The 16,949-nt window shown below is 60.2% G+C and carries 12 protein-coding genes and 2 pseudogenes; 5 read left to right on the plus strand and 9 right to left on the minus strand.

The window, feature by feature from the left end:
* Positions 1-11: 11 nt before the first annotated feature.
* From CDA63_RS21850 to CDA63_RS06620, 4 genes and pseudogenes are all read right to left on the minus strand, one after another.
* Positions 12-695 (minus strand): annotated as a pseudogene (locus tag CDA63_RS21850) (carboxypeptidase regulatory-like domain-containing protein); the annotation flags it as partial.
* 349 nt (positions 696-1,044) lie between these two features.
* A complete protein-coding gene (folB, locus tag CDA63_RS06610; RefSeq protein WP_088463660.1) occupies positions 1,045-1,404 on the minus strand; it encodes a dihydroneopterin aldolase in 360 nt (119 codons plus the stop codon).
* A 172-nt stretch (positions 1,405-1,576) separates the two neighbouring features.
* The gene (locus CDA63_RS06615; RefSeq protein WP_088463661.1) at positions 1,577-2,662 is read right to left on the minus strand and encodes a DivIVA domain-containing protein; all 1,086 of its coding nucleotides are present in this window, start codon (positions 2,660-2,662) and stop codon (positions 1,577-1,579) included.
* Positions 2,663-2,777: 115 nt separating this feature from the next.
* Positions 2,778-3,698, minus strand: coding sequence for a WD40 repeat domain-containing protein (locus tag CDA63_RS06620; protein WP_242434586.1), 921 nt, complete (start codon positions 3,696-3,698; stop codon positions 2,778-2,780).
* Positions 3,699-3,796: 98 nt separating this feature from the next.
* Here CDA63_RS06620 and CDA63_RS06625 point away from each other — a divergent pair, with 98 nt between their 5' ends.
* Positions 3,797-4,441, plus strand: a complete 645-nt coding sequence (locus CDA63_RS06625) for a 4'-phosphopantetheinyl transferase superfamily protein (protein ID WP_165768219.1) — start codon at positions 3,797-3,799, stop codon at positions 4,439-4,441.
* Positions 4,442-4,556: 115 nt separating this feature from the next.
* Positions 4,557-5,165: a redoxin domain-containing protein gene (locus tag CDA63_RS06630; RefSeq protein ID WP_088463664.1), complete on the plus strand. Its 609-nt coding sequence runs from the start codon at positions 4,557-4,559 to the stop codon at positions 5,163-5,165.
* A 94-nt stretch (positions 5,166-5,259) separates the two neighbouring features.
* Here CDA63_RS06630 and CDA63_RS06635 read toward each other — a convergent pair whose 3' ends face one another.
* Complete coding sequence (locus CDA63_RS06635) at positions 5,260-6,132, minus strand: transglutaminase-like domain-containing protein (protein ID WP_088463665.1); 873 nt, start codon at positions 6,130-6,132, stop codon at positions 5,260-5,262.
* A 1,066-nt stretch (positions 6,133-7,198) separates the two neighbouring features.
* Between CDA63_RS06635 and CDA63_RS06640 the strand changes: the two genes are divergently transcribed.
* Positions 7,199-8,392 (plus strand): hypothetical protein, encoded by a 1,194-nt coding sequence (locus CDA63_RS06640; RefSeq protein ID WP_088463666.1) that lies wholly within the window; start codon positions 7,199-7,201, stop codon positions 8,390-8,392.
* Here the strand turns inward: CDA63_RS06640 and CDA63_RS06645 are convergent.
* From CDA63_RS06645 to CDA63_RS06660, 4 genes are all read right to left on the minus strand, one after another.
* The gene (locus CDA63_RS06645; RefSeq protein WP_088463667.1) at positions 8,389-9,558 is read right to left on the minus strand and encodes a hypothetical protein; all 1,170 of its coding nucleotides are present in this window, start codon (positions 9,556-9,558) and stop codon (positions 8,389-8,391) included. The two genes, CDA63_RS06640 and CDA63_RS06645, sit on opposite strands and share 4 nt — an antisense overlap.
* Before the next feature lie 546 nt (positions 9,559-10,104).
* Positions 10,105-11,733 (minus strand): acyl-CoA carboxylase subunit beta, encoded by a 1,629-nt coding sequence (locus CDA63_RS06650; protein WP_088463668.1) that lies wholly within the window; start codon positions 11,731-11,733, stop codon positions 10,105-10,107.
* A 187-nt stretch (positions 11,734-11,920) separates the two neighbouring features.
* Positions 11,921-12,925, minus strand: coding sequence for an MlaD family protein (locus tag CDA63_RS06655; protein WP_088463669.1), 1,005 nt, complete (start codon positions 12,923-12,925; stop codon positions 11,921-11,923).
* Positions 12,926-12,990: 65 nt separating this feature from the next.
* Positions 12,991-13,803: an N-acetylmuramoyl-L-alanine amidase family protein gene (locus tag CDA63_RS06660; protein WP_394335385.1), complete on the minus strand. Its 813-nt coding sequence runs from the start codon at positions 13,801-13,803 to the stop codon at positions 12,991-12,993.
* Positions 13,804-14,626: 823 nt separating this feature from the next.
* Between CDA63_RS06660 and CDA63_RS21550 the strand changes: the two are divergent.
* Both CDA63_RS21550 and CDA63_RS21555 read left to right on the plus strand, forming a co-directional pair.
* A pseudogene (locus tag CDA63_RS21550) lies at positions 14,627-15,649 on the plus strand (putative LPS assembly protein LptD); the annotation flags it as partial.
* Between the two features lie 7 nt (positions 15,650-15,656).
* A complete protein-coding gene (locus CDA63_RS21555; RefSeq protein ID WP_262490649.1) occupies positions 15,657-16,811 on the plus strand; it encodes a putative LPS assembly protein LptD in 1,155 nt (384 codons plus the stop codon).
* The last annotated feature ends 138 nt before the right edge of the window (positions 16,812-16,949 follow it).

The following is a 16,949-nucleotide window of genomic DNA, read 5'->3' on the forward strand; positions in this document are numbered from 1 at the left end:
CCGGCCGTACCCTCGCCGTCGTACTTGGCCGGCGGGGTCGTAATCAGCTCCACGCTCTGGATTTGCTCGGCCGGAATGCTTTTCAAGGCCTCGGCCAGGTTCTTGGCCAGCGTGGGCGAGGGCTTGTTGTTGATGAGCACCCGGAAGTTACCCGAGCCGCGCATTTTCACGTTGCCGTCGCCGTCCACGGCCAGCAGCGGGGCCTTGCGCAGCACATCGGCGGCCGTGCCGCCCGTGTTCGTAATGTCCTGGTCGGCATTGTACACCAGCCGGTCGGGGCGCACTTCTACTACCGGCTTGCTAGCCGTCACCAGTACTTCGCCCAGGGCTGTACCGGCGGCGGGCAGCCGCAGCGGCGGGGCTTCGGTGGTGCCAGTGGCGGCCACGGTTACCGGCCGGGTGCGGCTGCCGTAGCCCACAAAACTGGCTTGTAAGCGGTAGGCGCCCGGCGTCAGCTTTTCGAGCACGAACCGGCCCCGCTCGTCGGCGGCCACGCCGGTCAGGGGTTTATCGGGCGGGGTGGCGGGCAGCAGCACCACCGTGGCGTAGGGCACCGGGGCGCCCTTTACCGAATCGAGCACTACACCCGTCAGGCGGGCGGTGCCGGCGGCTGGGGCGGGCGCTTGCTGCGCTTGGGCCCCGGGGCCAAACCAGAGCAGCATCAGGAGTAGGGCGGAAGTGTAGCGGTATTTCATTAGCGGTAACAAGAATGGTCTAACGTGTAATCAAGAAGTGCAATGGCCCGCGTAAGGTTGCCCGGCAGCCAGGATAGTCGGCTCAGCCGCCGGCACATAATTATTCTACAAAGAAGCGACGCGTTAGGCCGACAAACAATCCGGCCCCGCCGCCCGGCCCCGATAATTCAACCAACCCTCGAAACACGTCTACCAACCCGCCCTTTCCTCAGTTGTCAGGCACCGATATTTCCTGTCATTCCCAAAAATCCGGGGCTTCCAAACGCACCACTCCCCCACGCAACAGCTTTCTTTTGAGCAATTGCATGGGGGAGTGGTGCGTTGTTGGCGGTCAAAACGGCGCTTTGCGCTACGGCCGGCGGCGCTCCAGCGTAACGCGGGCACGGTGGCAGATGCCGCCCAACGGCGGATTGAACTTGGAAACGCACACGCGTACCCCGTTCACGTAGGGAAATTCAGCCAGTATCCGGTCGAGCACGCGGTGGCCCAGGTGTTCGAGCAAACGGGCCGGGGCCTGCATCTCCTCGGCCACCACCCGGTAAAGCACCTCATAGTTCACCGTTTCGCGCAGCTGATCGGAAGCCCCGGCCGCGTGCAGGTCGGTATCAATGAAGAGGTCGATACCATACTTATTGCCGATTTTCTGCTCCTCGTCATAATATCCGTGGAAGGCGAAAAACTCCATGCCTTCAAGTGCAATCTGACCCATGAGGTGAACTGAGTGAATAAGTGAATGAGTGACTTTGTGAGCAAGGCGAAGCCGCCACTCGGGGCCGGAAACAACGAAGCCCGCCCAGGGAGGCAGGCTTCGTTCTCAGGAGCACTTACGGACAGTCCGAAGCTGTAATCCGGGCAATTCGCCTGATCCAGACAGTGAGCAGTTAGAGCTCGTCGAAGAACGATTTTTCACTTAGTGCGGCCGGGGTAGTAGCCATTCCTGGCTGGCCGGGGTGGATAGACGGGGCCGGTTGGTTGATTTCGGGGTGACTGGGGCCGATGGGTTGGATGTCGGGAGCCGGGGGCTCCACGCGGTTCGGCGCCGGGTCGGGCACCCGCATGGGGCCGGGTGGGTCGATGTGGGGCGCGGGCGAGATGCCGGGGTTCTCATTTGGAGAACCCGGACGGTCGATTTCGGGACCGGGCTGCTGGGCTGGGGCACCACGGTCGGGGTCGTTATGCTCGGGCTCGCGGCTGGGGTCGGGCTGCTGGCCGGGCTTGGGGTTGTAGCCAGTGGTGGCCGGCTGGGCCACGCGGGCATCGGGGGTGGCAGCCGAGCCAGCATGCGCGGAGTAGGCCGGCGCCGGGGCCGCAATAGCGGCGGCCGAAGCGGTGGCAGTAGTGGAAACGTGCATGGTAGCGGGGGCGTCAAGAGTAGAAGGTTCGTCGGCCGAAGCCGGACGATTTACCTTTACGCTGGCTGCCCGCGAAAGGATGGCCGCCGTGCTGGTTTTTGGGCGGGCGCGGGCTTTTTCCACTTTTTCGAGGGCATCGGAAGCCAGGTGGTGCAGGTCGCGGGTGAGGCCGTCGAGCAGGTTTTCGAGGCGCTGGCACTCCTGGCCCAGGCCGCCAACTTCCTTCTTCATCTCGGCCACCGTGCGCTCGGCCTGCTGATAAGCGTCATCAACTACACTGCGGGCTTTCTGGCGGGCGGTGGCCAGCAACTGCTCGGCCTGGAGCTGGGCCTCGCGCACGCGCAAATCGGCGTCGCGCTGGGCCTGCTCCGTGATGCTGTTACCGGTGTCTTCGGCCGTTTTGAGGGTGCGGTAGAGGCTGGTTTCCACCTCGCGCATCTTGCTTACGTCCTGGGTAGCATGCTCCAGCTTGAGGCGCAGCTCCCGATTTTCGTCGCCCATTCGCTCCCACTGCTGCGAAACGGTCTGTAAAAAGGCCTGCACTTCGTCCTTATCGAGGCCGCGAAAGGCTTTTTCAAAGGTTTTCTGCCGGATATCGAGGGCGGTAATCTTCATTTCTTTTGAGCTGTTAGCTGAAAGCTGTTAGCTATTAGCTCAGGGCTAATAACCTTGAGGCAACTGGGTAAGCCGGTGGAGTTTTGGCGCGGAAGCTAACAGCTAACAGCTCAAATCACCCCACCTGCCAGACCGCCAGACTACGGTCGTCGCTACACGAAACTAGCCTATTCTGGCCGCCCGGCCAAAATAACTTGTTCACCGACGTGCCGTGGCCGGCGTGGCGGGCGCGGTCGACCACGCGCAGCAACTGCCCGGTGGCCGCGTCCCAGAGCTTGATGCTCTTGTCCATACTGCAGGTGGCCAGCAGGCGGGCATCGGGCGAAAAAACCAGGTGGTTGATAGTGAACATATGGGCCACTACGGTGCGCAGGGGCGCATAAGCGGCGGCCACGTCCCAGGTGCGCAGGTGGGCGTCGCGGCCGGCCGTGAGTAGGTGACGGCCGTCGGGCGAGTAGGCGCAGGTGAACACCGAGTTGGTTGCGCCTTCGATGGTGTGCTTTACTTCCAGCGAATCAAGGTCGAGAATGCGCGTTTTCCAGTCGGAACCGCCCACCGCCAGCTCGCCGCGCGTTTCGTGCAGGGCCAGGCAGCGCAGGCTTTTATCGGAGATGCGCCGCAGGGTTTCCAGCTTGAAATCGGTAGTACGCAATACCGCCAACGTGCCATCGGCCAGCGCCACGTACAGGCGTTGCCGGGCCGCGGAGTATTGGATATCGAAAATGGCAACGGGCGGCAACGCGGTGGCATGGGCCAGCTTTTTATTGGCCAGATCAATCACCTGCACACCCTGGTAATTGTGGCCTAGCGCCAGCAGATTTCGGCCAGGAAGCGGGCACAGCGCGTACACCGAATTCTCGACCCGCGCCACCAAATCGCCGTCGTGTTCGGGCGCGGCCGTATCCCAGGCCACCACCAGTCCGTCGGCCCCGGCCGAGTACACTGTTTCTTCCCCTACGGTGCCGGACAGCGCATACACGCAGTCGCGGTGGCCAGCAAGGGTGGCAATTTTCTGAACTGTCGGGCGCGTGGTCAATGAGTGAATGAGTGAATGAGTTAGCAAAGATACGGTCATCTGCTATCTGACCCTACCTTCGTTCACTCATTCACCGAGTCACTCCTTCACCGCCATCCGTGCCCCTGCATTCCCTCTCCCCTGTTTCCGCCAGCGCCGTGCTCGGGCTATGGCACCTCACGGAGCCGGCCGCTGCCCTCTGGGAGCGGCTGCCGGCTCCCACGCACTACCTGGCCCAGTTTCCCGACGGCCGCGACGAGTTGCGGAGCCGGCAGTGGCTGGCCGCCCGCGCCCTGGCCCACCAGGTACTGCGTGAGCTAACCGATGCCCCCGCCACCCTCCAAAACGACGCCAACGGCCGGCCCCACTTCGCCGAACTGCCCGCCTACGGGGTGTCGTTGTCGCACTCGGGCGAGTGGGTGGCGGCCCTGGTTTCGAGCCAGCAGGCCGTTGGCACAGATATTGAACTGATCCGACCAAAAGCGCAAAAGTTGGCCCGCCGGTTTCTAGCGGAAACCGAGCAGGCCGATGCCGGCGACGATGCAACCAAGCACTGTCTTTACTGGAGTGCCAAGGAAACGCTCTACAAGCTGCATAGTCGCCGGGGCCTAGTGTTTAAAGAGCAGTTACTGCTCAGTCCGTTTGAGCGGCGGGAGGCAGGTGTTTTGACGGGACACCTGCTCGTAGAAAACCCCCGCCGCCAACACCAGGTCCATTATTTGTCGCCCGCTCCCGACTACGTCCTAACCTATTGCGTAGGTTGAAGTAGGGATATGGCAAGCTGAATGCGGCCTCAACGTCTTGCGCGTAGTTCGCTTTGGCCTTTGTCTTCCGCTTGCTTTTACCTTCACTTACCCACTCACTCGTTCCCCCGCCGCCATGTCTTTCCGCCGTATTTCCCTGCTTGCTGCCATCGCTTTGCTGCTCGGCACCGTTGCCGTGGGCACAGCACGCGCGCAGGGCCGCTCGGTAGCCGATTTCAGCCTTAAAAACGCCGCTAACACTGAAGTAACCCTCAAAGGCTACTCGGCCGATAAAGCCGTGGTGGTGGTCTTCGTGAATCCCAACTGCCCCTTCTCCAAGCTCTATCAAAACCGGTTGGCGGCTCTGAATTCCAGTTACGGCAGCCGGGGCGTGCAGTTTCTGTTTATTGATACGCCCATCAACATGGAAGCGTCCGTGGACGCGAACGAGGCGGAGAAAGTTAAAATCAAAGTGAGTGGCGGGGCCAGCTTGCCCCTGTTCACCGATGAGGGCCAGACCGTCAGCACCCTGCTCGGGGCCACCAAAACGCCCGAAGTTGTGGTACTGCAACCCGAGGGCGGCAGCTTCGCCGTCCGTTACCGCGGCGCCATCGACGACAATCCGCAGGTAGAGAATTACGTGAAGCAGAAGTACCTGGAGCAGGTGCTTGACAACCTGCTGGCCGGCCGCGCCGCCGGCGTACCCGACAAACGCGCCGCCGGCTGCCTGATCAAGCGGTTTTAGTTTTTAAGCACCAAGCAATAAGCCGATGTTCGAATTACTGGGACTAGTTCCGAGTAATTCGAACATCTGCTTATTGCTTGCCGCTCATCCTTTCCTATTCGTTCGGGTCCGCGTCGGTATCGGCTGACTGAGAATCATCGAGCAGGATAGCCAGTAACTGGGCCACTTCGGCGGCTTTAGCGGGCTCCTGAAGCTTTTCGAAGCTGACCTGCAGGTTGCGCAGGGCTCGGCGCACAATGTCGAGGTGGGAACACGGCTCGAAAAAGATGTCGTTGGGGGTGAGGTTGAGCTGCTGAATGTAGTGCTCGATATCGGTGCGCGAAAGTACGAGGCCGCGGTTGTAGCAGTTGATGTAGAAGGGCTCCAGCGGCGGCTCCAGCTGATAAGTGAGTACAAATAGGTTGGGCAGATTCACGCCGAACACCGGCAGCTTAAGGCGCTGGGCCACTAGCAGGTAAATTACGCAGAGCGTGAGCGGGTTGCCGCGCCGGGTTTCCAGCACCCGATGCAGCATGGAGTTGGCCGGGGAGTGGAAATTCTGGGTGTTGGCCGCGAATTTGTGCGCCCGAAACAACACATGGTTAAGAGTTTGCACCTGGTCGGCGGGGTGCATTTCGGGCTGCAGCAGGGTCCAGACCTCAAACCGCAACTGCTCAATAGCCCGGTTCAGGCTCTGAAAGTCGGCATCGGGGTATTGGTAGGAGTTCAGCAGCCACATGCCTTCGAGCAGGTTCTCGGCGCCCGACTCGCGCCACACCCGCAGGCGCTGCTGCAACCCCTCGAACTGCAGGTGATGGATTAGATCCTCCAGGCGCTGCTGCTGGCGGGGGTCGAGGCTTTCCTCCCAGCTTTCTTCCAGAAACGGAATGATGGTTTCGCCCAGGGTCTGAATCTTGTCCTGAATCTGGGGAGCAATTTCCGGGTCGTCGAGCAGGGAAATAAGGGCTTTGATTTCGCGGTTAGTCATGGAGCGGCGGGGCAGTGGCGGGCACCGGGGAAGGCAGTAAGAGCAAATAAACACAACCCACGCGGTTTTATCACCGCTGGTTGCCGGCTAGACAACAGGACGAATGGGTCAGTTTGTTCTTGATTGGAAGTGGTTACTCTATTTATCCTCCGTTGGCTGAACGCGGCGGCCCTTTCGGACCCCTAGTTTCTGCGGGGCCAACTGCTGGTCTCCAATCCCTGCTCCTCCCCCCGCTCAGCCGTGCAGACTGCCCGAAGCAGCAAGGTGGCCTACCCGCGAGTTGCTGCTCGTAATCGGTAACGGATACCAACTTCCGAAAGTGTGGCAGAAAGGAAGTAATAACTCTTTTTGCCTTTTAGTATAGCAGCATGTACTAATCCTCCGTTCCCGACCAGAGCTAAACTACAGCCTGCCGCCCGCCCCACCGTGGCGGTGGGGCGGGCAGCAGGTTTGATGAGCGGCGTGACTACAGCAGCGCCGTTCACCCGGTAGTATAATAACACGAAAGCCGCCCCAGAATTAACCGGGGCGGCTTTCGCATCATATAATATGGGATATCTACTTTAATTAGAGAACCGACTTTCGCCAACGAACAGCGGCTAAACCTGGCAGCAGAGAGGTATTATGCTATCATCACACACGAAGAATCACACACGATAGAATATTGGTTGCTAGTTGGCTATTCCCTCATCAGGGGCCAGGAAATGGCGTCGGTATCTGGGGTGGGTGGTTAAGAGTTGAAGGGAAGTGTTGAAAGTGGGCGAGCAATTCCGGGAACCCAACCGGCGACCCGACCAGCTTCTACTCGCCTAGCGTTTTCTATCGGCAGCCGGGGCACGTCATGGTTGCGGGTACCGCAGCGGATACAGGTACCACCTAAACCAGCATTCTCCCGATTGCAGCCAGAACATTTCATAGAACACCGAAATAAGTTTAGGCCTCAAAGATGCGCGGATACCCCCCAATCCCGCAAAGGCCAAAAATTTCTTTTCTTTAGCACCCAAATCTATCCTGCCCGTTAGTGCCCCGTCTTACCCCACCACTTCAAGCAGCTTTGCGTGCGGCTGTGGCCGCCCGCTTTGGGCAGCCCTTGCGCTACCCCAGCCACTGCGACGCCCTCGAAGTGGAGTTGCGCGAAGCCACTACCGATGGCCGGCGACTAAGCCCTAGCACCCTACGCCGGTTTTTTGGTCTTGTGGGCAAGGAAGGTGGCTACCACTTACACACCCTCGACACCCTGGCCCGCTACGCCGGCCACACCGATTTTGCCGACTTCGGCCAAGCTGTAACCCGGCAGGCCGAAGCTAACCCCACCCACCCAACCGACATTCCGGAATTACTGGCCATGGAACAGCTCGCTCACCCCGAGCGGCTGTTGCTGGGTTATTTTCTGGGTCGCATCACGCGCCCGGCCGTGCCCACCGCCCCGGCGGCACCCCTGGCGTTGCGGCTGGCCGCCCATCCGGCGGGGCAGCAGTATTTCGTGGAATCGTTCGTGGATCTGGCCTACCTCAATGGCGCTTATGGCCAAGTAGTAGCCGAGTATCTGCGCCATAAGCCTACCCCCCAAGCGCAGCTTTTCGGGCACTGCGCCCTGTTTCTGGGCGAATTTTTGGCTCAGAACGAACCGGCCTGGCGGCGGTGCCTGGCCCAGCTGCGGGCCCTTCCCGTACCCGCCGACGTGCATGCATTTCCGCGGGGGCGGCGGGCCTTTGCCGAACTAGTGGCCGCCTGGCACGATGCGCCAGCCAACCCGCAGTTGGGGCCGCTGCTGGCGCAGTTTCGGCAGGAAGCGGGTGCCCTACCCCGGCCGGCAGTACCCACCTCCCCACTTCCGGCCTTCTACAACCTGTTTCCGGCTGGTTTCCATTTTCTGGTCGCCGAAGCCCTGTTTCTGACCGGCCAGTTCGCTGATTTACGAGGTTGGGTTGAGCTGATCTGGGCCGACTACCCAGAGGTGGCCCACCTGGAGCACAACGTATACGCCGAGTTGCTGCACGCCTTCGGAGCGGTGGCCAACCAGCGCCTTGGCTTACCCGCCGTTGCGCCCACGCGCCTGCGAGGCCTTTTTGCGCTCGATAGCCACAGCTGGCTGCTCGACTACTACCGCGTCCACTTCTGGCTCGCGGAACTACACTTCGCTACCGAAGCCACCAAGCAGCAGCAGCTCCAGGAGCTCATCAGCACCTTCGCCCACGAGCACGGCATGCCGCTATTCCGAACTCTGGCCAACCAGTTGGTTCCAGCTTCCGGCCGCTAGAATCGCATCAGCAGCGGCCCATTTCCCGTCTTCAGAATTCGATAGGCTTTCAGGAACTCCTTGAGCGCTGCCGGGTCCTGTCCGCAACGCTCCACATCAGTTTCCAGGCGTTGCACCTTGGCCGTCAGGCCTGCCTTCATGTGCTGGAAATCCAGCTCCATGGCGGCGGGCGAGGCAGTGTAGTAGTAGGGCTTGCCGGTGAAGGCCGACAGCTCCCGCTGCTCCAGGGCCTGCTGCTGCTCCAGCTCGCGCACTTGTTGGCGCAAAAGGGTATTGTAGTGGCGCAGCTGGGCCTCGGCCAGGTTTTCAAGGTGCTGCTGGTCGATGCGGTTGAGTTCCAGCTGCAGGCGCAGCAGCGTGAGCAGCTCGTTGGCTTTGTAAGCGGTGGTTACGCGCTTGAGCAACTCGGTTTTACGGAGCTTTTCGGCTTCGTCGGGTTCCCGGTCGGGGTGCAGGTGCTTCACCAGGTCCATGTACAGGGTGCGCACCGACTGGGTGATGTTCTGCTCCTCGGCCTTTTTCTTGTCGGCGGCGGCCTGCTGCTTGGGGCTCTTCTTGCGCTTGGGGCGGCGCTCCTCGGCCGCCGCCGCCTGCCGTTCGTAGTCCTGCTGCCGGTCAGCCAGCTGCTGGTTCACGTAGTTTTGGAGCTTCTCGGGCGTACTCACGTCGGCCTCGGGGTCAAACTCGATGCCGTACTGCTCCTGGAAGAAGTCCTTCATCAGCTCGGCTTCCCGCGCGTCGGCGGCAGCGTTGGCGGCCTCAGCTTCGGCAGCTTCCTGATCAGTCAGGGGCGGGTCATATTTATCGAAAATGGCCTCCAGGTCGTCGTAGCCCCGGTCCAGCAGGTCAAAAAAGCCATTGAGCAGCAGGTTCACGAGCTTTTTCCGCTCGGTTTTGGTGAGCTTGTAGGTATCGTGGGCGCGGTCGAGCATCCGGACGAATTGGGCGCGCAGGTCGTTGTGCTGCTGTTGAAGCGGGCGGTATTCCTGTTGCACCCGCTGGCGCAGGACCGTGGCGGCGGTCCGGAAATCCCCAATTTCCGTTTCCAGCTTACCGATGCGCTTGCTGAGCCGATTAAAGGCTTTCTGTTCCTTGGAAAGCGCATCGGAGGCGGTAGTTGGGATGTGGACGAGGGCTGGTTGGGCGGCAGTCGGTTTCTTGGCCATGAACGGAGGCAGTCGGGATGAGCGGCCAAATTACGGCGGTTTTCGGTTTTCGTCATTCACCTTATTTGGCTCCTCCCGCGTTGCATTACTTCGGCAGTAGCCCTATGCCGCGACTAGTAGATACGCAGTTGCAACAGCATTGCGCGGTACTCCCCGAACCCGGTAGAAAGGTTCAAGCGTGCCTTTACCAGCTCCCAAAACGCCAGCGGCCCGCCGCCCCGGAGGGTACGAGCGGGCCGGAGGTAATAGTCATTCAGTTTTTATTTTCGACTATTTCGATAGCCTCATCTGAGAGAACGTAAAAGCAATTTGGAGCTTTGTCTTTTATGGTTTGCTCCGCTATACAGCGCAATACGGGCACTCTGTCAGATAACGGGCGGCTCGCTACTAACGTCCATTCCTCAACTGTTGGGACGTAAATAATAGCGACGCAATTACCTCCGCAAAATTCATAATTGAGCTTCAAACGGCCGACCTTATCCTTATACAGAATATAGCCCGTACGCCCTTGACTCAGGTATTCCTGCTGAGGTTCCATATTACTAATCACACCTGAATCACGCCCACGTTGTACGCCTTCTCAATCGGGGCGTGGTTGGCCATGCTGATGCCCTGGGAGATGACTTTACGGGTTTCCAGCGGGTCGATAATGGCGTCGACCCAGAGGCGGGCCGCCGCGTAGTAGGGCGAGAGTTGCTGCTCGTAGCGGGCCTTGATGGTATCGAGCAGCTCCTTCTCGGCTTCGGGCGTGATTTCCTGGCCCTTGGCTTTAAGGGAGGCCACCTGAATCTGGAGCAGGGTGTTGGCCGCCGCCGCGCCGCTCATCACGGCCAGCTGGGCCGTAGGCCAGGCCACAATCAGGCGCGGGTCGTAGGCTTTGCCGCACATGGCGTAGTTGCCGGCCCCGTAGCTGTTGCCGATGATGACTGAGAACTTGGGCACCACCGAGTTAGCCATGGCATTCACCATTTTTGCGCCGTCCTTGATGATGCCGCCGTGCTCACTCTGTGAGCCCACCATAAAGCCCGACACGTCGTGCAGGAACACCAGCGGAATCTTCTTCTGGTTGCAGTTCATGATGAAGCGCGCCGCCTTGTCGGCCGAGTCGGAGTAGATGACGCCGCCCATCTGCATGGCGCCCTTCTTGGTCTTCACGATTTTGCGCTGGTTGGCCACGATGCCTACGGCCCAGCCCTCGATGCGCGCCAGCCCGCAAATCAGCGTCTGGCCGTAGAGGTCCTTGTAGGGCTCAAACTCCGAGTTATCGACCAACCGGTTGATGATGTCCATCATGTCGTAGGGCTTGGCGCGGTCGGCGGGCAGCAGGCCCAGCATTTCCTCGGGGTTTTCCTTGGGCGCGGCGGCCTCCTTGCGCGAGAAACCGGCCGTGGCCTGGCCGCCCATCTTGTCGAAGATGTTCTGGATGTGGTCGAGGCACTGCTCGTCGTTTTCGAACTTGTAGTCCGTGACGCCCGAAATTTCGGAGTGGGTGCTGGCCCCGCCCAGGGTTTCGTTGTCGATGGATTCGCCGATGGCCGACTTCACCAGGTAGGAGCCCGCCAGAAACACCGAGCCGGTGCCGTCCACAATCATGGCCTCGTCGCTCATGATGGGCAGGTAGGCCCCGCCGGCCACGCAGGGGCCCATAATGGCGGCCAGCTGCACAATGCCCATAGAACTCATCACGGCGTTGTTGCGGAAGATGCGGCCGAAGTGCTCCTTATCGGGGAATATCTCGTCCTGCATGGGCAGGTACACGCCCGCCGAATCGACGAGGTAGATGATGGGCAGCTTGTTTTCGATGCTGATTTCCTGGGCCCGCAGGTTCTTTTTGGCCGTAATCGGGAACCAGGCCCCAGCCTTCACGGTAGCGTCGTTGGCCACCACCACGCACTGCCGGCCCTGCACCCAGCCAATCACCACCACCACGCCGCCGCCGGGGCAGCCGCCTTCCTCCTGGTACATGCCCTCGCCCGCAAAGGCTCCGATTTCTACGGTTTCCGCGTCCTTGTCCAGCAGGTAGTCAATCCGCTCCCGGGCCGTGAGTTTGCCTTTCTCCTTGTGCTTGGCAATACGCTTCTCGCCGCCACCCAGCGCCACGCGCTTCAGGCGCTGGCTGAGCTGGAAGTTGAGTTGTTTGATGCTGTCTTCGTTCTTATTGAATTCGAGGTTCATGGGGTGGGAATGGGTGGGTGAGGGTAAGCGAGGTGAGCGGGTAGGTAGTTCAGAGGTAAATAACTGTCATGCGCTACATGCTCAGCATGACGTTGTTGTTACCAGTCTTCAAACCAGCTAAAACCAAAAAAATCTGCCTGGAAGGGCAGATTTCAAAGGTAAGCAGATTGTCGAATAGCCCGCCGGGCTATTTCACAGTCGTTTTGGTTTCGGTTTCAATAACTGCGCCGTTAGGTTTCGTGAGGGTGGTTTCAACCTCTTTCTTGGTCTTGTCTTTACCGCCGCCGAACACCGAGAAATGCACGTATTTCTTGGGGTTGGCCTGCAAGTCCGAAATCAGGGCGTTGGAGCTGGCAGCCGTCGCGTTGAGGTTACGGTACAAGGTCGAGTCGTTGAGTAGCATGCCGAGCGAGCCATTCTGATCGGAGAGCGAGCGGTTGAGCGTGGTTATGGCGCTCTGGGCTTCGGTCATGGTGGCGTTGAGCTTACGCATGGCCGGCCCCACCGGAGCGCGCTTGAGCGAGTCGCTGAGCACGGCAAAGTTGGTGGCAATCCGGTCGAACTTAGCGCTGGTCTTGTTGAGGTCGCCCGTGAGCTTGGCCATGTTCGTCGTAATCTGGTTGATGTTGCGCTGGTTGGCCAGCAGCAGATTTTTCAGGGCCTCGGTGCTGCCCTGGGCGTTGAGCAGCGTGGCCTGCAGGCTCAGGCGGGCGTCTTTGCTCAGGAAGCTGTTCACCTTAATCAGCGTCGAGTCGACGGTACCGAGTACGGGCAGGGCCTTGGCCTGGAAAGCGTCGGTGATGCTGGCCACGGTGTAGGACTTGAGCTCCTCTCCCCCATCATACACTTTCGAGTTGCGGCCCAGAAACAGGGTAATCGTTTTCGAGCCCAGCAGCGAACCGCTCAGGCTGGCCACTGTCGAGTCGCCAACCGTGACGCCTTTCTGTAGTTCCACGGATACCTGCACACGGTTGCCTTCTTCGGGCAGCAGCTGCATCTGCTTCACCTGGCCCACCTTAATACCATTGAGGATAACCGGGTTGCCCACGGCCAGCCCATCGACGTTATCATACTTGGCAAAGTAAGTCCGGTCAGACGACAGGATATTACTGCCTTTCAGGAAGTTGAACCCCACAATCAGCAGAGCCACGGCGACGATGCCCAGTAGGGCTACTTTTATTTCTTTTGACACGGGAGGTCAGTGCTTAATTGGAGAGAGAGTCAGGAAAGAGAGCCGGCAGTTGCCGGCTCGGTAGCCTAGTCACCCGAGCCGGCTTCCAACTCGTGCCGGTAGTCGCGGAAGGCCTGGTAGATACCCGAGGCCATATACGACTGATTGGTTTTATCGTTGAGGTAAGCTTCTTCCTGGCGGTTGGTCAGAAAGCCCGACTCGATGAGCACCGACGGCATAGCCGATTTCCAAAGCACCAGAAAGCCCGCCTGCTTTACGCCCCGCGAGGGCCGCTGGAGCTTGGTGCGGAACTGCCGGTCGACCTTTTGGGCAAACCGGATGCTGTTGACCATGTAGGCGCTCTGAAACAGGCTGAACAGGATGTGGCTCTGGGGCGAAGTAGGGTCGAAGCCGTTATACTGCTCCTTGTAGTTGTCTTCCTGAAGAATAACCGAGTTTTCGCGCTTGGCCACGGCCAGGTTGGCGTCGGTTTTGTGCGGGCCCATCGTCCAGACTTCGGTGCCGTGGGCCGAGGGGCTGCTGGCGTTGCAGTGGATGGAGATGAACAGGTCGGCATTGTGCTTGTTGGCGATGCCGGCCCGATCTACGAGCTCCACGAACACATCGGTTTTGCGGGTGTAAATCACCTTCACATCGGGCATATTCTCCTCTATTTCCTTGCCCAATGCCAGCACGAGCTTGAGGGCCACATCGGCCTCGCGGGCTTTTACCCCGGCACAGCCACGGTCTTTGCCGCCGTGGCCGGCATCGAGCACCACCGTGCGCAGCTTGTAGCGCACGGGCGGTACGGCCACCGGTGCAGGGGCCGGGGTGAAGGGAGAGGTGAATTCGGCGAAAAGAATCAGGGCCGCCGTGCCCAGAGCGACAATATTCCGCACGGAGTTCGTTAGTTGAGGTAGCTACCCGCTACCTTTGCAAACAGCCACAAAATAAACGATAAATAACTACGTGGCCCCACTCGCGCCTGTGTTTCATCCCTTAACGCATTTGTTGGCGCTGCTTTTGCGGCCGGTTTTCGTGCTTACGCTGCTGTTGAGCGTAGGGTTGGCGCTGACGGCCCAGGCGCAACAAAAGCCGATACCCGCCCAGCAGGTCCCTCACCCTAACCCGCAGCCGGCCACCAAGGTTTCGCCAGCTACCCGCGTGGCCGGCGACGTGCGCCCGTTGCCCACCATCGTGAACCCGCCCAAACCCAACGGGACGGTGCGCGACACGGCCGGCCTGCGCCTGAGCGGCACGCCCGATTCGCTACAACTCGGGGCCGGCAACGGCAAGGGGGCCGTAGAAACCACCGTCAGCTACAAGGCCCAGGACTCGATCCGGTTTGAGGTGCAGAACAAGCGCGCCGTACTTTACGACAAGGCCGATGTGGATTACGGCGACATGAACCTGAAGGCGGACCGGATTACCGTCGACTACAGCCGCGACCTAGTAACGGCCGAGGGCGCGGCCGACTCGACGGGTAAGATGCAGGGCCGGCCGCTGTTCAAGCAGGGCGACGCTACCTACCAGGCGGGCCGCATCGATTACAACCTCAAAAGCCGCCGGGGCCGCATTACCGACGTGATTACCCAGCAGGGCGAGGGCTACATCCACGCCGAAACCATCAAGAAGAATGACCGCAACGAGCTGTTCGGGGTAAATGGACGCTACACCACCTGCAACCTGGAGGACCCGCACTTTTACATCCACGCCACCAAAATGAAGGTGATACCCGGCGAGCAGATCGTGACCGGTCCCTTCAACTTAGTTATTGGTGATATTCCGACGCCGCTGGGCTTTTTGTTTGGCTACTTTCCGACGCCAAAAAGCAACAAGCGGGCCTCGGGGCTCATCATTCCTACGTACGGGCAGGCTGCCGACCGAGGATTTTTCCTGCGCAACGGCGGCTACTACTGGGCCGCCAACGACCACATCGGGGTACGCCTGACGGGCGACATCTACTCGGGCAACGCCGACCGGTTTGGCGGCTGGGGCGGCACGGCCGAGATGCAGTACATCACCCGCTACAAATACCAGGGCCTGTTCACGTTTCAGTACGACTCCCGCCCTACCACCCGCCTGCTGGCCTCCAACGATGCCAATACCAACCCCACCTACAACCAGCCGCTTTCGTCGCGCTCCTTCCGCCTGGCCTGGAACCATACGCCGGTGCCCCGGCCGGGTGGCGGCCGGTTTTCGGCCAGCGTGAATGCCAGCAGCAGCAACGGCGCCTACTTCCGGCAGAACTCCTACAACGCGCGCAACTACCTGAGCCCGGCGTTCCAGTCCACTATTTCCTACTCCAAGCAGCTGCGCAACGCGCCCATCAACTACGCACTGCAGCTCAGCCAGAGCCAGAACACCCAAACCGGGACGATGGACTTTACCCTACCCGACCTCACGCTCGGCGTGGCCCGGCAGTACGTGTACGACCTGCTGAAAGTCCGGCCCCGCCCGGCCTACGAGCAGTTTGCCGTGTCTTACGACCTCACGTTTCAGAACAAAATCTCGAACAACATCCCGGCCCGCCTGCTCAACAACGGGGCTATTCCGCTGGTGGGCGGCTCGCGCGAGCCGTTTGTTACCCCCATCAGCCTGGGCAACCTGGGCAGCCTGCTGCGCACTTCCCAGACTGGTATGCGCCACAACTTCGGCCTCACGCTGGGCAGCTATACAGTCAAGCACATCAACATCACCCCCAGCGTTTCCTACAACGAAATCTGGTACTTCAAGCGCCTCGATTATAAGTATGATTCTACGGCCCGGCGTTGTTATCGACACCACCGTCAGCTTCAATCGCCTTTACACTACCTCGGCCAACCTGAACCTGACCACGACGTTCTACGGCACGTTTATCCGCAAGGGCACCCACAAAATCCAAGCCTTGCGCCACAAGGTTACGCCGGTGTTGGGCTTCAGCTACGCCCCCGGCACCGGCCGCAACGACCCCACCTTCCAGAACCTGGCACTCCCGGGCCTGCGCGACCCCGTTACGGGTCTGCTCTACGAAGACACCCAACTTTACAAGGATAATAGGGGCTTCCTGCTACCCCGTTACAACGGCTTTATATATGGTGCCCCGGTCAACCGTTCGGCCCGCCTACTGACATTCAGCCTCCAGAACGCGCTGGAAATGAAGGTGCGCGACGACCAGGACACGACCGGCACCACACCTTTCAAAAAAGTGAGCCTGATTGACGGGCTAGACTTCAACTCGGCCTATAACTTCGGCGACTCCACGTTCCGGCTCCAGGACCTGAACGCGGTATTCCGCACGCAGGTGGCCCGCAAGCTGAGCATCATCATCAACGGCAACTTCAGCTTTTACCAGCAGGATTCGCTGGGTCGCCGGATCAACAAGTACCTCTGGGAGCAACAGAACGTGCGCCTGTCCCGCCTGACCGCCGCCAGCCTGACGATGGGCTACCAGTTCAACCCCAGCCAGGGCGCCCAAAAATCAGTTATTAAGCGCGAGGCGGCCCCGGTAAACGATCCGCAGCTGGGCTTGCCCCAGCAAATCAACCCCTACGAGGACTACGTTAATTTTGCCATTCCCTGGGAGCTGAATACGGCCTTCACGGCTGCCTACGTTAACCAGGGGCCGCTGCCGGGCCGCCGGGCGGTGCCGCGCCGCTCGCCCTACACGTCGGCCTCGCTCAACCTCAACGGCTCGGTTAAGCTTACCGAAACGTTGCGCTTCGGCTTTAGCACCAACTACGATTTTATCAACCAGGCCCCGGCCTTCACCCGCCTCGACATCACGAAGGACCTGCACTGCTGGCAGATCAACGGCACTTGGAACCCGTTTGGCCCCACCCGCGGCTACTTCGTAACCATTGCCGCCAAATCGGCACTGTTGCAAAGCCTCAAGCTCAGCCGCAACCGCACCTTCCTCAATAATTAGGGGCTTGGGAGGACCTCTTGACCGGGGCAGTTTCCGGGCGTCTTTGGGCATATTTCTGAGCGGCAATTCGCGGGGGAGGCACAGGTTTTCTAAAAAATCCGCAGCTTTGGCCCGTGAGTTGGCCAAGTAGTCAGGCCG

It is taken from the genome of Hymenobacter amundsenii (assembly GCF_002204745.1).
Taxonomy (GTDB): Bacteria; Bacteroidota; Bacteroidia; order Cytophagales; family Hymenobacteraceae; genus Hymenobacter; species Hymenobacter amundsenii.

Coding starts and splice junctions, on each gene's coding strand:
- CDA63_RS06645 (WP_088463667.1), bottom strand. CDS start 9,558: ATGGCCAAGAAACCGACTGCCGCCCAACCAGCCCTCGTCCACATCCCA.
- CDA63_RS06650 (WP_088463668.1), bottom strand. CDS start 11,733: ATGAACCTCGAATTCAATAAGAACGAAGACAGCATCAAACAACTCAAC.
- folB (WP_088463660.1), bottom strand. CDS start 1,404: ATGGGTCAGATTGCACTTGAAGGCATGGAGTTTTTCGCCTTCCACGGA.
- CDA63_RS21555 (WP_262490649.1), top strand. CDS start 15,657: ATGATTCTACGGCCCGGCGTTGTTATCGACACCACCGTCAGCTTCAAT.
- CDA63_RS06630 (WP_088463664.1), top strand. CDS start 4,557: ATGTCTTTCCGCCGTATTTCCCTGCTTGCTGCCATCGCTTTGCTGCTC.
- CDA63_RS06615 (WP_088463661.1), bottom strand. CDS start 2,662: ATGAAGATTACCGCCCTCGATATCCGGCAGAAAACCTTTGAAAAAGCC.
- CDA63_RS06635 (WP_088463665.1), bottom strand. CDS start 6,132: ATGACTAACCGCGAAATCAAAGCCCTTATTTCCCTGCTCGACGACCCG.